At 65.4% G+C, this 14,018-nt stretch carries 16 protein-coding genes; 10 read left to right on the top strand and 6 right to left on the bottom strand.

What is annotated here, in order from left to right:
• Positions 1–43: 43 nt before the first annotated feature.
• Complete coding sequence (locus tag IB273_RS20025; RefSeq protein WP_081517735.1) at positions 44–676, bottom strand: OmpA family protein; 633 nt, start codon at positions 674–676, stop codon at positions 44–46.
• A 140-nt stretch (positions 677–816) separates the two neighbouring features.
• Here IB273_RS20025 and IB273_RS20020 point away from each other — a divergent pair, with 140 nt between their 5' ends.
• From IB273_RS20020 to IB273_RS20010, 3 genes are all read left to right on the top strand, one after another.
• Positions 817–1,305: a DUF6231 family protein gene (locus IB273_RS20020; RefSeq protein ID WP_081517734.1), complete on the top strand. Its 489-nt coding sequence runs from the start codon at positions 817–819 to the stop codon at positions 1,303–1,305.
• 2 nt (positions 1,306–1,307) lie between these two features.
• Positions 1,308–1,781, top strand: coding sequence for a YchJ family protein (locus IB273_RS20015; protein WP_081517733.1), 474 nt, complete (start codon positions 1,308–1,310; stop codon positions 1,779–1,781).
• Positions 1,782–1,904: 123 nt separating this feature from the next.
• Positions 1,905–2,531: a trimeric intracellular cation channel family protein gene (locus tag IB273_RS20010; protein ID WP_138212538.1), complete on the top strand. Its 627-nt coding sequence runs from the start codon at positions 1,905–1,907 to the stop codon at positions 2,529–2,531.
• Here the strand turns inward: IB273_RS20010 and IB273_RS20005 are convergent, their stop codons facing one another.
• Complete coding sequence (locus tag IB273_RS20005; protein ID WP_192224852.1) at positions 2,532–3,092, bottom strand: hypothetical protein; 561 nt, start codon at positions 3,090–3,092, stop codon at positions 2,532–2,534.
• 122 nt (positions 3,093–3,214) lie between these two features.
• On the opposite strand from IB273_RS20005, the gene IB273_RS20000 reads away from it, so the two are divergent.
• The 4 genes from IB273_RS20000 to IB273_RS19985 all read left to right on the top strand — a co-directional run bounded on the left by IB273_RS20000 (position 3,215) and on the right by IB273_RS19985 (position 7,389).
• On the top strand, positions 3,215–3,700 hold the full coding sequence (locus IB273_RS20000; protein WP_081517731.1) for an LEA type 2 family protein: 486 nt from the start codon (positions 3,215–3,217) through the stop codon (positions 3,698–3,700).
• Between the two features lie 8 nt (positions 3,701–3,708).
• Positions 3,709–3,909, top strand: a complete 201-nt coding sequence (locus IB273_RS19995; protein ID WP_045209858.1) for an SEC-C metal-binding domain-containing protein — start codon at positions 3,709–3,711, stop codon at positions 3,907–3,909.
• Positions 3,910–4,092: 183 nt separating this feature from the next.
• The gene (locus tag IB273_RS19990) at positions 4,093–6,633 is read left to right on the top strand and encodes a penicillin acylase family protein (protein WP_192224851.1); all 2,541 of its coding nucleotides are present in this window, start codon (positions 4,093–4,095) and stop codon (positions 6,631–6,633) included.
• A gap of 198 nt (positions 6,634–6,831) precedes the next feature.
• On the top strand, positions 6,832–7,389 hold the full coding sequence (locus IB273_RS19985) for an AAA family ATPase (protein WP_192224850.1): 558 nt from the start codon (positions 6,832–6,834) through the stop codon (positions 7,387–7,389).
• Here the strand turns inward: IB273_RS19985 and IB273_RS19980 are convergent.
• Positions 7,363–7,953 carry a hypothetical protein gene (locus IB273_RS19980; protein ID WP_081517728.1) on the bottom strand — a complete coding sequence of 197 codons (591 nt, stop codon included), beginning with the start codon at positions 7,951–7,953 and terminating at the stop codon, positions 7,363–7,365. The two genes, IB273_RS19985 and IB273_RS19980, sit on opposite strands and share 27 nt — an antisense overlap.
• Before the next feature lie 25 nt (positions 7,954–7,978).
• Entirely contained in the window at positions 7,979–8,545 is a 567-nt protein-coding gene (dcd, locus tag IB273_RS19975) for a dCTP deaminase (protein WP_017521037.1), read from the bottom strand.
• A gap of 145 nt (positions 8,546–8,690) precedes the next feature.
• On the opposite strand from dcd, the gene IB273_RS19970 reads away from it, so the two are divergent.
• Positions 8,691–9,185, top strand: coding sequence for a rod shape-determining protein (locus IB273_RS19970; RefSeq protein WP_081517727.1), 495 nt, complete (start codon positions 8,691–8,693; stop codon positions 9,183–9,185).
• Positions 9,186–9,189: 4 nt separating this feature from the next.
• Here the strand turns inward: IB273_RS19970 and IB273_RS19965 are convergent, their stop codons facing one another.
• Both IB273_RS19965 and apbC read right to left on the bottom strand, forming a co-directional pair.
• On the bottom strand, positions 9,190–9,810 hold the full coding sequence (locus IB273_RS19965; RefSeq protein WP_192224849.1) for a hypothetical protein: 621 nt from the start codon (positions 9,808–9,810) through the stop codon (positions 9,190–9,192).
• 15 nt (positions 9,811–9,825) lie between these two features.
• On the bottom strand, positions 9,826–10,920 hold the full coding sequence (gene apbC / locus IB273_RS19960; protein ID WP_192224848.1) for an iron-sulfur cluster carrier protein ApbC: 1,095 nt from the start codon (positions 10,918–10,920) through the stop codon (positions 9,826–9,828).
• A 210-nt stretch (positions 10,921–11,130) separates the two neighbouring features.
• Between apbC and metG the strand changes: the two genes are divergently transcribed.
• Positions 11,131–13,164, top strand: a complete 2,034-nt coding sequence (metG, locus tag IB273_RS19955; RefSeq protein ID WP_192224847.1) for a methionine--tRNA ligase — start codon at positions 11,131–11,133, stop codon at positions 13,162–13,164.
• A gap of 35 nt (positions 13,165–13,199) precedes the next feature.
• Positions 13,200–14,000, top strand: a complete 801-nt coding sequence (locus tag IB273_RS19950; protein ID WP_412548089.1) for a DUF4349 domain-containing protein — start codon at positions 13,200–13,202, stop codon at positions 13,998–14,000.
• The last annotated feature ends 18 nt before the right edge of the window (positions 14,001–14,018 follow it).

The following is a 14,018-nucleotide window of genomic DNA, read 5'->3' as shown; positions in this document are numbered from 1 at the left end:
AAAGGGGGCCACAAGGGCCCCCTTTGCACAGATCACGCCGGACTTACTGACGGGTGATCTTGATTTCCACGCGACGGTTCTCGGCGCGGCCTTCCTTGGTCTTGTTGTCCGCAACCGGCTGGCTCTCGCCATAGCCGACGACCGACTTGATGCTGCTGGCAGGTACGCCAGAGTCGACCAGGTAGTTGGACACGGCGTTGGCGCGGCGCTCGGACAGTTTCTGGTTGTAGGCGTCGGTACCGATGCTGTCGGTGTGACCGCCGATGTTCAGCTCGGTGCTCGCAGCCTCACCCTTCAGGCGGGTAGCGATGGTGTCGAGCTTGTCCTTGTCCTGCGCATCGATCTTCGACGAGTCGAAGGCGAAGTGCAGGTCACGCACCACGATGGTCTCTTCCTTGGGCAGCGGAGCCGGAGCAGGCTCAGGAGCCGGTGCAGGCGGCGGAACTTCGGCCACTTGCTCTTCGGCGCCATGCACCCAGCAATAGGACGCACCCAGCACGCCACCAATCAGGGCCCCCCAACCGGCCCAGGCGCTGCTTTCGATGGAACCCAGACCGGCGCCGCCGACACCGCCAACCACGGCGCAGGTTGGCCAATCGGACTTCTGCAACCCTGCGCAGCCGGTGAGCAACGTGCTTACCAGCAGCAGGGGTAAAGCGGTCCTTGTGATGCTCATAAAGTTATGTCTCCTCTAATGATCGGGTCTTGACCGACAATTACCGAGTAAAGACGTGACTGACAGAATGCGCCAGCACTAGGCCATATGGGTGTCACACGCTAGTCTTCGTTCATTATTTTTCGCCTTCGACGAGCCTCATGATTTCGACACGCACGCCGCAACAAGCCCTGGCCGCCCTGCTCGATCGCTATGCTCCGCAGCGCCTCCTGCTGGTGGGTGCCAGCCAGATTCCGGCAGTGGACGCCTTCCTCGCGGCGCATCCGGATTGCGAACTGTTTCACGCTGACGCTGGCGCCCTGCCGGCGGAGCTGGCTGGCCAGCGCTATGACCTTGCGCTGCTGGCCGATTGCCTGGAACACCTGCCGCGCCGCGAAGCGCAACAGCTGGTGGGCGGCATCCGCAACCTCAACAGCAGCCGCGTGGCCGTGCTGGTCGACCTCGACGCCGCCCAGGCGCAGGACGCCGACTTCTACGCCCTGGCCATGCAGGCCAGCGAGCGCTTCCAGCGCGACGAGCAGGTGATCACGCTGTTCACCTACGATCTGCACGAATACAAACAGGTCCCGGACTGGCTCAATGCGAAGTTCTGGGCCAACCCGGAAAACTTCGGCAAGTACTGGTGGTGACCATGATCGAACCGACCTGCCCCTGCGGCAGTGGCCGCCCATTGCCCGACTGCTGCGGGCGCTTCCATGCCGGCGTCGCGGCGCCCACTGCCGAGGCGCTGATGCGCTCGCGCTACAGCGCCTACGCGCTGGGCCTGGTGGATTACCTGCGTGACACGACGCTGCCCGCCCAGCAACAGGGTCTGGACCTCGACGCCATCCGCACCTGGAGCCTGGGCAGCACCTGGCTGGGCCTGGAGGTGGTGAGCCACGAAGTGCTCGGCGGCCAGCCGGAACATGCACGGGTGACTTTCATTGCGCGCTGGCACGATGCTGGCGGCGAACACAGTCACCGCGAGTGCTCGGGATTCGTCCAGCGCGACGGACGCTGGTACTTCCTCGACCCTACCGTGCCGATGAAGCTGGGACGCAACGACCCGTGCCCCTGCGGCGCCGGCGGCAAGCTGAAGAAATGCTGCGGGCCCTGGATTGAGTAGGACAGGATCGAGTGAGGCGCGAACTCGCCCCACTTGGGGGCGTCCGGTGTCTGGGCTAGAATCCGCGCTTTTTTCCGGGGCGGCGGTGTTTCGCCGCACCGGCTACTCCTGCCGGACCTCGCCATGCTGCTGACCGTTCTCTACATCATCGCCATCACCGCCGAAGCCATGACCGGCGCGCTGTCCGCCGGCCGGCGGAGCATGGACCTGTTCGGCGTGGTGCTGGTGGCCTGTGTCACCGCCCTGGGTGGCGGTTCGGTGCGCGACATGCTGCTGGGCCACTACCCGCTGACCTGGGTGCGTCACCCGGAGTACCTGGCACTGACGGCCGGCGCCGCGCTGTTCACGGTGTTCATCGCCCCACTGATGCGCCACCTGCGCTCGATGTTCCTCGCGCTGGACGCCGTGGGCCTGGTGGCCTTTACCCTGATCGGTTGCCAGGTCAGCCTGGAGATGGGCCACAGCCTGCTGATCGCTGCCGTGAGCGGCGTGATCACCGGGGTGTTCGGCGGCATCCTGCGGGACATTTTCTGCAACGACGTGCCGCTGATCTTCCGCCGCGAGCTGTACGCCAGCGTGTCCTTCGCCAGCGCCTGGTGCTACCTGATCTGCCTGCAGATCGACCTGCCCAAGGAGCAGGCCATGCTGATCACCCTGTTCTCGGGCTTCCTGTTCCGCATGCTGGCGATCCGCTTCCGCTGGGAAATGCCCAAGTTCGTCTACAAGGACGACCCGCACCAGGGCGACTGATCAGTCCTGCAGCTTGAGGTGGCTGGTGTCCGGCGCAGGCCCGGCAGGCTCGGGCTTGGCCTGGCCCATGTCGCTGCCCACCGGGGCGACGCTGAACTGGCTGAGGTCCACGCGCGGTGCCTGGGCGTCGGGCTTCTCGTCCTGCAGGTCGGTGCCCACCGGAGCCAGGCCGAAGTCCGGCGCATCCACATCGGCGAAAGCGGCCATGTACTCGTCACGCGGCGCCACCTTCAGGCGCCCCTGCGGTGCAGCGGCAGAAGCAGCTGACTGTACCGGTGCGCTGTCAGGCTCGGCGGGCGGCGGCGGGGCCAGTTCGATCTCCTCGATCTGCGCATCCATGTCGACCACTTCGACGACAGCGCCGGCGCGCTCGATCACACTGCGGTACTTTTCCGCGGCCTCGGCATCGAGGTTGTTCTTGATCACCATGCGGCGACCGGAGAACAGCAGTTCGATGCGCGGCGCGTCGGCCTGGAACAGCCTGGCCAGGTTGGCTTTCACCGTCTCGAGCTGAGCACCCGGCACGGTCTGTCCCGAGAAGGCAATCTCATAGCGGCTCATCTTCACTCTCCTGTGTTAACCCGCCGGTTACATTCGGCCAGTATGGTGCAGCTTCTTTTAACGTAACAACAACTTGCGGCCGAGCAGGTGCTTGGTACACTGGGGCGTCTTGAGGGGTAGACATGAATTATCAGGCGCAAATGATAAGAATTTTCAGCCTGTTCTGGCTGTTCAGCCTCGTTTCGGGCTGCGGCTGGATGTCAGGCAATTTCGAGCAACCCGACGTGAAGCTGCAGAAGGTAGACGTCGTGAAAGCTCGTTTGCTGGAGCAGGAATTCGTCCTGCATTTCCGCATCGACAACCCGAACGACTTCAGCCTTCCGGTTCGTGGCCTGGCCTACAAGGTCAAGCTGAACGATATCGACCTCGCCGAAGGCGAGTCGAATAACTGGTTCACAGTGCCGGCCAACGGCCACGAAACCTTCGAAGTACCGGTGACCACCAACCTGTGGCGGCACATGAAGTACATCGTCAAATTGCTGGAAGACCCGGACAAGCCGATCCGCTATCGCCTCGACGGTGAAGTGAAGACAGGCCTGCTCTTCGGACAGAGCGTGCACATAGCCCGCAATGGCGAGATAATTCCCGGTGATTTCATCCCCGAGTGAGCGTCACCATGAGCCAGGAACCCCACGTACACGGTCCGAACTGCAACCACGACCACGATCATGACCACCACCATGATCACGGCCACGTGCACGGCCCGCACTGCAACCACAGCCAGGAGCCTGCGCGTAACCCGCTCAAGGATGTGGGCCGCAACGATCCTTGCCCCTGCGGCAGCGGCAGCAAGTACAAGAAGTGCCACGGCGCCTGACCCAGGCCCCGAGCACTGCGAAGAAGGCCCGCCCAGCGCGGGCCTTCTGCTGTCCGGCCCAACTATTCGTCGGCTGCTGAAAATCCCGCCGCGCGCGGCTTGCGCAGCTATCCTCGGCTCACTAACGTAGCGCGCTTCAAGCAACCTCCTTCAAGCGACCTTTTTGTGCAGGAGCACATCCCCATGGCCCCGCGAGCCTTCCGCCGGCTTCCCAGCTTCGGCCTTGCCGCCACCCTCAGCGCCGCTGTCAGCCTCACCGGTTGCCAGGGCTGGCTCAACGACCGCTATGCAGGCAGCCTGCCGCCGAGCTACGGCGTGCAGCCGATCAAGGGCCTGGCGGACAACGTGTCGATCCGCCGCAACAGCCTGGGGATGCCGCTGATCGAGACCAGCACCTTCCACGATGCGCTGTTCACCCTGGGCTACGTGCATGCCAGCGACCGCATCAGCCAGATGGTCGGCCTGCGCCTGATGGCCCAGGGACGCCTGTCGGAAATGGTCGGCCCCGGCGCCCTGGAGACCGACCGCTTCATGCGCACGGTGAACCTGAAGAAGGCCGCCGATGCGCTTTACGCCGGCTCCTCGCCACGCCTGAAGCGCTTCTTCGAAACCTACGCACGCGGCGTCAACGCCTACCTGTACCGCTACCGCGACAAGCTGCCGATGGACCTCGCCGAGTCCGGCTACCGTCCCGAGTACTGGAAGGCCGAAGACTCCGCGCTGGTCTTCAGCCTGCTGAACTTCGGCCTGGCGGTGAACCTGCAGGAGGAGATCGCCTCCCTGGTGCTCGCGCAGAAGGTCGGCGCCGACAAGCTGCCCTGGCTGACGCCGATCTACCCGGACGAAGCGCTGCCCTTCGAGGAAGCCGAGAAGCTCAAGGGTCTGCGCCTGGACGGCAGGATCGCCGGCCTCGACGCCCTGGACCGCGCCGCCGGGCAAGTCGCCTCGCTGCAGATGATGGGCGTCGCCGCCTCCAACAACTGGGCCATCGCCCCGCAGCGCACACGCAGCGGCAAGAGCATCCTGGCCAACGACACCCACCTGCCGCTGTCCATGCCTTCGGTGTGGAACTACGTGCAGATCCGCTCGCCCAAGTACAACGCCGCGGGCGTCTCCATCGCCGGCGTGCCGGGCGTGGTTGCCGGCTTCAACGGCAAGCTGGCCTGGGGCATGACCATGGTCATGGGCGACAACCAGGACCTGTTCCTCGAACAGGTGAAGCGCCAGGGCAGCAAGCTCTACTACCTCGCCGATGGCCAGTGGAAACCCGCCATCGAGCGCAACGAGACCTTCTTCATCAAGGGCCAGAGCCCGGTCCGCGAAGTCATCTACGAGACCCGCCACGGCCCGCTGCTCAACAGCGCGCTGGGCGAGCGCAAGCACGACCTGCAGCCGCTGCCGCTGTCCAGCGGCTACGGCATCGCTTACCAGAGCATCCAGGGCGAGACCGACCGCACGCTCGACGCCTTCTTCGATCTTTCCCGCGCGAAGAACGTCGAACAGGCCTTCGACGCCACCCGTGACGTGCGCGCGATGGCGCTGAACATCGTGTTCGCCGACGAGAAGCACATCGGCTGGCAGGTCACCGGGCGCTTCCCCAACCGCAAGGAAGGCCGCGGCCTGCTGCCCTCCCCCGGCTGGGATGGCCGCTACGACTGGGACGGCTATGCCGACCCGATCCTGCACCCGTCCGACCAGGACCCGGCGCAGGGCTGGCTGGGTACCGCCAACCACCGCAGCGTGCAGCCGGGCTACGGCGCGCAGCTGTCCAGTTCCTGGTACTACCCGGAGCGCTACGAGCGCATCGCCCAACTCGCCAGCGGCAGCAAGAGCCACGACTACCGCAGCATGATCGCCATGCAGTACGACCAGACCACGCCGTTCGCCGGCAAGCTGCAGTCGATGCTGGATGCACCGGGCATGGCGCAGCCGCTGAAGAAAGCCATCGACGCCCTGCCCGCCGACCAGCGCGCCCGCGCCCGCGAAGCGCTGGACCGGATCATGGCCTTCGACGGCAAGCTCTCGGCCACCTCCGGTGACGCCGCGCTCTACGAAGCCTTCCTGCAGGAAAGCACCAAACAGATCTTCCTCGACGAACTGGGCCCGGAAGACAGCTCGTCCTGGAAGGCCTTCGTCGAGACTGCCAATCTCTCCTACTCGGCCCAGGCCGACCACCTGCTGGGCCGCGACGACAGCCCGTTCTGGGATGACACCCGCACCCCGCAGAAGGAAGACAAGCCGGCGATCCTCGCCCGCAGCCTGGCCGCCGCCACCGCCTTCTGCGAGCAGAAGCTGGGCAGCGACCGCCACGCCTGGCAGTGGGGCAAACTGCACACCTACGAGTGGGTCAGCGACAGCACCAAGATGGCGCCCAACCTCAGCGCCGGCGACCGAGCCAGCCTGGGTGCGATCAAGGGCTACCTGGACCGCGGCCCCTACCCGGCCGGCGGCGATCACAGCACGCTGAACGTCTCGGCCTACCACTGGGGCCAGGACTTCAACACCTGGCTGATCCCGGCCATGCGCCTCGTCGTCGACTTCGGCCAGAGCGAGCCGATGATCGGCCTCAACAGCAGCGGCCAGTCCGGCAACCCGGCCAGCCCGCACTACGCCGATGGCATCGACGCCTGGCTGAAGGGCAACTACATGAGCTTCCCCTTCCAGTCGCAGAATCTGGAGAAGGTCTACGGCGTGAAACGCCTGACGCTGGTGCCGGAGAAGTGATGATCTGAAAAATATTTCCGGGGACCGGGAACTTGGCCCCCGCCCCGGAATCAGATTTGTCGACTTACTCCATGATCATATTCAGGCACCCTCTGGGTGCCTTTCTTTTTTCCCCGCTCCGTTTCCGCTGCACCTCCCTTCGCAACACCCTTCCCCGGCCGGAACTCCCTCGTATCCTTTCCCACAGGAGTCATCGCCATGTCCGAATCGCTCATCGTCATCACCGGCGGCCCCGGCGCCGGCAAGAGCACGCTGCTCGACCATCTGCACCAGCATCACGGCCTGAACGTCGTCGAGGAAGGCGGCCGGGCGATCATCCGCGAACAACTGGCCCGTGGCGGCGATGCACTGCCATGGGCAAACCGGGAGGCCTTCTGCCGGGAAATGTTCGAACACGCGCTGACGACCCGCGAGCGAGCGCTCGATACGGGTGGACTGTGGCTGTTCGATCGCGGCCTGCCGGACGTGCTGGGGTACGCGCGGCTCTGCGGCCTGCCGATTTCCGAAGCGCTGGAAACCGCCGCACGGGAACAGCGCTACGGGCAAACCATGTTCCTGGCGCCCGCGTGGGAAGCCATCTACCGCAACGACGCCGAACGCCGGCAGGACTTCATCGAAGCGCAGCGAACGGCGGCGATGATGGCCCAGGTGTACGAAGCGCTGGGGTATCGCGTTGTGCAGTTGCCGCTCGCGAGCCTGGAGGAACGAGCGGCCTTCGTGCTGGAAGTCCTAGGGACGGCTCATCACGCCCATTGAGGCAGCGGCAGCAGGCGGTTCGGGGATACTTACACTGAGGGAAACCACAACCTGACGGCTCTCGCCCTGGATGCCGTAGTCGTCGGAGTTGCCATAGCCCAGCCAGACTTCGCTGTTGCCACTCATGCGGACATCGGACAGCTCGTCACCGTCACCTTCGTGGCCATTGAGCCAGCCGGAAGCAGCACCGCGCTCCTGTCCCAGATGCAGCGTGCCATCCACGGCGAAGGTCAGCGGGTCCTTGCCCGGCTCGACCTGATCCAGCCAACCGAGGAACAGCGAAGGAGTGAATCGGCTGTGCAGCCAGCAGCGAACCTGCGTGAGGCGCTGGTTCTTGAACACCAGCAGCGTGGCGTTGCCGTAGAGCAGGCCCTGCTCGCCGCCGCGCATGGGCAGGCGCGCCGTGGGCTCGCCCAGGCGTTCGACGAACTGGTTCAGGGGAGCGCTGGACGGCAGGCCGAGCACTTCGCCACCGGGAGTGACGTTGAGTTCGGCTGCCGCCAGATGGCCGCTGGCGCCCAGCAACAGGGCGCAAAGCAGGCCCCGCAATCCTTGCGAGGTCATGTCCGTTTCTCTCTGTGCGGCGCGATCAGGCCTTGGGCAGGGTGACGCCGGTCTGGCCCTGGTACTTGCCGCCGCGATCGCGGTAGGACACTTCGCAGGCTTCGTCCGACTGCAGGAACAGCATCTGCGCCACGCCTTCGTGGGCGTAGATCTTCGCCGGCAGGTTGGTGGTGTTGGAGAACTCCAGGGTCACGTGGCCTTCCCACTCGGGTTCCAGCGGGGTCACGTTGACGATGATGCCGCAGCGCGCGTAGGTGCTCTTGCCCAGGCAGATGGTCAGTACATCGCGCGGGATGCGGAAGTACTCGACGGTGCGGGCCAGGGCGAAGGAGTTCGGCGGGATGATGCAGACGTCGCTGTTGATGTCGACGAAGCTCTTCTCGTCGAAGTTCTTCGGATCGACCACGGCCGAGTGGATGTTGGTGAACACCTTGAATTCGGCGGCGCAGCGTACGTCGTAGCCGTAACTGGAAACGCCGTAGGAAATCACCCGGCTGTCATCGGCACCGCGAATCTGGCGCTCGACGAACGGCTCGATCATGCCGTGTTCCTGAGCCATGCGGCGAATCCACTTGTCCGATTTGATGCTCATGGCGGGTGTCCTGTGCGGCGGTTGAAAAAAGAAGGCGAATCTTACCGGGCGTCACAATTTCCGGCAAAGGGTGCGGCCGGATGGTCGACGCTCAAGTGTGGATTTGCGTAACCTGCTGCGTATCGACTCATGGAAGAGGCCGCCGATGTTTGATCATTTCTCGTCCACCCTGTACCTGAAACTCTCCCGACAGTGGATCAGCGGCGTGGCGCTCCCTTCCGGCGAGGCATTCGGCGAACCGCCCCTGCTGGCCCTGCGCTACGAGGATGGCAAGCCCAGGGTTCTTGCGGCCGGCGAGGCCGCTCGGCAACTGCAGGGCCAGGAGGGCGTCGAGATCGTCAACGGCTTCGACCATCCCCGCTCCTTGCTGGCCAATTTCTCCTTCGCCGAGATGACCCTGAAGCTGCTGGTGGGCCGCCTCGTACCCAGGTCTCTGCTCAAGGCCGCGCCGGTGCTGATCCTGCACCCGCAGGAACTCCTCGAAGGCGGCCTGACGCAGGTGGAAGTCCGCGGGCTGTACGAGCTCTGCCGCGGGGCCGGAGCGCGCAAGGTGCGTCTCTGGACCGGGCGCGAGCTCACCCAGGACGAATTGCGCAGCGGTCAGTTTCCCGCCGGCGCCGGGGCGGAATGGTTTCCGTAAGCCCTCAGGGCAGCCAGCTGGTGCGCAATTTGCGCTGGTCCACCGAGAAACGCAGCCAGTCTTCGGCATAGCCGTCGGCGCAATCGCACTCGGCGCCGGGCACAGCCTCGCGCACCAGGCGCAGGTCGACGCTCTGCGGCGACTGGCGCAGCACCAGGCTGGCGGTTTTCAGCAGGCCTTCCACCGCACCGGGGTCGCCCAGGCGCTTGTCCACCACCTGCAGGGTGGCGAGGTCCAGCAGCAGCGCATCCACCACCGGCAGGCCGGGACGGTTGTCGCGCACCACGAGCAGCAGACCGAGGCCATTGCCCATGTCCAGCAGCGGCACTGGGTCGCAGGCACTCGTCGGGCTGCCGAGCAGGCCGGTGGCATGGTAGAGGGCTGGCGGCAGTGGCAGGGTCAGGGTCAGGCTGGTACCGTCGGCCCGGCGCGCCTGCACCACCATGTCGTCCTCGAAGGCATCGCCCGAGGCGGAACGGAAGTCCAGGGTCACCGGCATTGCGCCGATCACGCACTGGGCCTGCCAGTTGGCGGAGCCCTCGTCGGCGCCCCAGGCCACTGAGCCGATGAGGCCCAGGCACGCCGCCAGCAGCCAGCCGGCGGCGCGTTTCGCATCCTTGCGCATGGCAGTCCCCGGGTATCAGTCGTCGCTGATGGAGATGTTCGGCATGTCCGGCGCAGCCTTCTCGCTCAGGGCGATGCGGGCACCGACGCAGCGGGCCATTTCCTGGTAGATCATCGCCAGCTGGCTTTCCGGGTCGGCGATCACGGTGGGCTTGCCGCCGTCGGCCTGCATGCGGATGGCCATGGACAGCGGCAGCGACGCCAGCAGCTCCACGCCGTACTGCGCGGCCAGCTTCTCCCCGCCGCCTTCACCGAACAGGTGCTCGGCGTGGCCGCAGTTGGAGCAGATGTGCACGGCCATGTTCTCGACCACGCCCAGCACCGGGATGTTGACCTTGCGGAACATCTCCACGCCTTTCCTGGCGTCGAGCAGGGCCAGGTCCTGCGGGGTGGTGACGATCACCGAGCCGGCCACCGGGACTTTCTGCGCCAGGGTCAGCTGGATGTCGCCGGTACCCGGTGGCATGTCGATGACCAGGTAATCCAGGTCGTTCCAGGCGGTCTGGGTGATCAGCTGCAGCAGCGCGCCGGAAACCATCGGGCCGCGCCACACCACCGGGGTGTTGTCGTCGGTGAGGAAGGCCATGGACATGACTTCCACGCCGTGGGCTTCCAGGGGGATGAACCACTTCTGGTCGCGGATCTTCGGCCGGGTGCCTTCGGGGATGCCGAACATGATGCCCTGGCTCGGGCCATAGATGTCGGCGTCGAGGATGCCGACCTTGGCGCCTTCGCGGGCCAGCGCCAGCGCGAGGTTCGCCGCGGTAGTGGACTTGCCCACGCCGCCCTTGCCGGAGGCCACGGCAATGATGTTCTTCACGTTGCTCATGCCCGGCACTTGCGCCTGAGCCTTGTGCGCGGCGATGTGGGTCTCCACCTTGACCTGGGCCGAGTCGACGCCGTCCAGCGCTTCCAGGGCCATCTGCACGGTCTGCGCCAGGCCGTTCTTGAACAGCCCGGCGGCGTAGCCCAGCTCAAGGGTCAGCGAGATACGCCCGCCCTGGATGTCCAGCTCGCGCAGGTAGCCGGCGTCCAGCAGGTTCTGGCCGATATGAGGGTCGTTGATCTGGCGGAGAAGGTTTTCCACCGTGGCTCGGTTGGCGGCGCCCATGGGTACTCCCGATGAAAGACTGAGCAGAATAGGCGGGCATTCTAACAGCAGCGGCCCGCTTCAGGCTGCAGGCTTCAGGTGCGGCGCATCGCATCACCTCGCTCGTGCCTGCAGCCTGTGACTTGCCGCCTGTAGCCCGTTCTGGCCTGCCACAGGTCGCTTCCTATATAGTTGCCGATTCCCTCGTTTTAACCGGAACGGCCGATCATCATGTCCGAAGCCCGCAAGATCCTCGTCACCAGCGCCCTGCCCTACGCCAATGGTTCGATCCACCTGGGTCACATGCTGGAGTACATCCAGACCGACATCTGGGTGCGCTTCCAGAAGATGCGTGGCAACCAGGCGGTGTACGTGTGCGCGGACGATGCCCACGGCTCGGCCATCATGCTGCGCGCCGAGCGCGAAGGCATCACCTCCGAGCAGCTGATCGACGGCGTGCGCGCCGAGCACATGGCCGACTTCGCCGACTTCCAGGTGAACTTCGACAACTACCACTCGACCCACTCGGAAGAGAACCGCGAGCTGTCCTCGGCCATCTACCTGAAGCTGCGCGACGCCGGCCATATTGCCACCCGTCCGGTGACCCAGTACTTCGACCCGGAAAAGCAGATGTTCCTGGCCGACCGCTTCATCAAGGGCACCTGCCCGAAGTGCGGCACCGCCGACCAGTACGGCGACAACTGCGAAGCCTGCGGCGCGACCTACGCCCCGACCGAGCTGAAGGACCCGAAATCGGCGATCTCCGGCGCCACCCCGGTGCTCAAGGAATCGCTGCACTACTTCTTCAAGCTGCCTGACTTCCAGGACATGCTGCAGCAGTGGACCCGCAGCGGCACCCTGCAGGACTCGGTGGCCAACAAGCTCGCCGAGTGGCTGGATTCCGGCCTGCAGGAGTGGGACATCTCCCGCGACGCACCCTACTTCGGCTTCGAGATTCCCGACGCGCCGGGCAAGTACTTCTATGTCTGGCTGGACGCGCCGATCGGCTACATGGCCAGCTTCAAGAACCTCTGCGCACGCCGCCCGGAACTGGACTTCGACGCCTACTGGAAAGAAGGCTCCGAAGCCGAGCTGTACCACTTCATCGGCAAGGACATCGTCAATTTCCACGCGCTGTTCTGGCCGGCCATGCTCCAGGGCGCCGGCTACCGCAAGCCGACCGCGGTCAATGTGCATGGCTACCTGACCGTCAACGGCCAGAAGATGTCCAAGTCGCGTGGCACCTTCGTCAAGGCGCGCACCTACCTGGACCACCTGGACCCGGAATACCTGCGCTACTACTACGCCTCCAAGCTGGGCCGCGGCGTCGACGATCTCGACCTGAACCTCGAAGACTTCGTGCAGAAGGTCAACTCCGACCTGGTCGGCAAGGTGGTCAACATTGCCAGCCGCTGCGCCGGCTTCATCCACAAGGGCAACAACGGCATGCTGGTGGACGCCAACCCGGCGCCGGAGCTGGCCGAAGCCTTCCGCAACGCTGCGCCGAGCATCGCCGCGGCCTATGAAGCCCGTGACTTCGGTCGCGCCATGCGCGAGATCATGGCCCTGGCCGACCAGGCCAACGCCTGGATCGCCGACAAGGCCCCGTGGTCGCTGAACAAGCAGGAAGGCAAGCAGGACGAAGTCCAGGCCATCTGCGCCCTGGGCGTGAACCTGTTCCGTCAGCTGGTGATCTTCCTCAAGCCAGTGCTGCCGAAGCTGGCCGAAGCCGCCGAAGCCTTCCTCAACGTCGCCCCGCTGAAGTGGGCCGACCACGAGCAACTGCTGGCCAACCATCAACTGAACCCGTTCAACCCGCTGATGACCCGTATCGAGCCTGCGAAGATCGAAGCCATGATCGAAGCCTCCAAGGAAGACCTCGCCGCCGCCAACAAGCCCACTGGTAATGGCGAACTGACCAAGGACCCGCTGGCCGCGGAGATCAACTTCGACGCCTTCGCCGCCGTCGACCTGCGCATCGCGCTGATCGAGAAGTGCGAGTTCGTCGAGGGCGCCGACAAGCTGCTGCGCCTGTCCCTGGACATCGGCGACGAGAAGCGCAACGTGTTCTCCGGCATCAAGAGCGCCTACCCGGACCCGAGCAAGCTCGAAGGCCGCCTGACCCTGTACGTGGCCAACCTGGCCCCGCGCAAGATGAAGTTCGGCATCTCCGAAGGCATGGTCCTGGCTGCCGGCCCCGGCGGTGAGGAGATCTACCTGCTGAGCCCGGACAGCGGCGCCAAACCCGGCCAGCGCGTCAAGTAAGACGACTCATCACGGCAAGGAGGCCATCGATGAAACTGCACCACTGGGCAGCACTCGTCCTGAGCGCCGCCCTCGCCGGCTGCGGTGCTCCGTCGGAGCACGGCGCCGGTTCCGGCGCCGCTTTCCAGGGGGAAGCGGCGAAGGCCGGTACCTTCCTCGCCTATGAACACCAGGTCGGCATCCGCCTGGCCAGCGAGCGCATCGACGCGCAACTGGCCGCCGCCCGCGATGCCTGCACCCAGGACCGCTTCGGCCAGTGCGAGCTGATCGCCATCGAGCAGAGCGGCGACAGCCAGATGCGCAACGCACACCTGGTCGTGCGCATCGTCCCCGAAGGCGTAGAGAAACTTGTCGCCCTGGCAGCCGAAGGCGGGCAATTGCAGAGCCGCAGCACCCGCGCCGAAGACCTCGCCCAGGCCGTCAGCGACAACCAGCAACTGCGTGGCCGTCTGGAGCGCGAGTACCAGACCCTGCAGGGCTTCCAGGGCCGCAAGGACATGAGCGTCAGCGACCTGCTGGCCCTGGCCAAGGCCACCGCCGAGGTCGAGCAGCAACTGCAGGCCGCCAGCCAGGAAGCCGCCCAGCAGCAACGGCGCATCTCCACCAACCTGCTCACCCTGGACTTCTCCAGCGAATACCAGCCCAGCGGCCGCTGGTCGCGCATCGGCAAGGCCTTCGGCAACTCGCTGGACGAACTCACCGACGGCACCGTCAACGCCATCCAGGTGGCCGCGTTCGGCCTGCCGCTGCTGGTCGTACTGCTGATCGCCGGCCTGATCCTGCGCGGGCTGTGGCGCAAGCTCGGACCACGCCGCAGCGCAAAGCGATCCGCCTGACCCAGACCAGCCTGCCCG

The sequence above is a fragment of the Pseudomonas sp. PDM19 genome (assembly GCF_014852215.1).
GTDB lineage: Bacteria > Pseudomonadota > Gammaproteobacteria > Pseudomonadales > Pseudomonadaceae > Pseudomonas.
The sequence above is the reverse complement of the archived record's forward strand: the minus strand, read 5'-3'. Positions and strand labels throughout refer to the sequence as shown.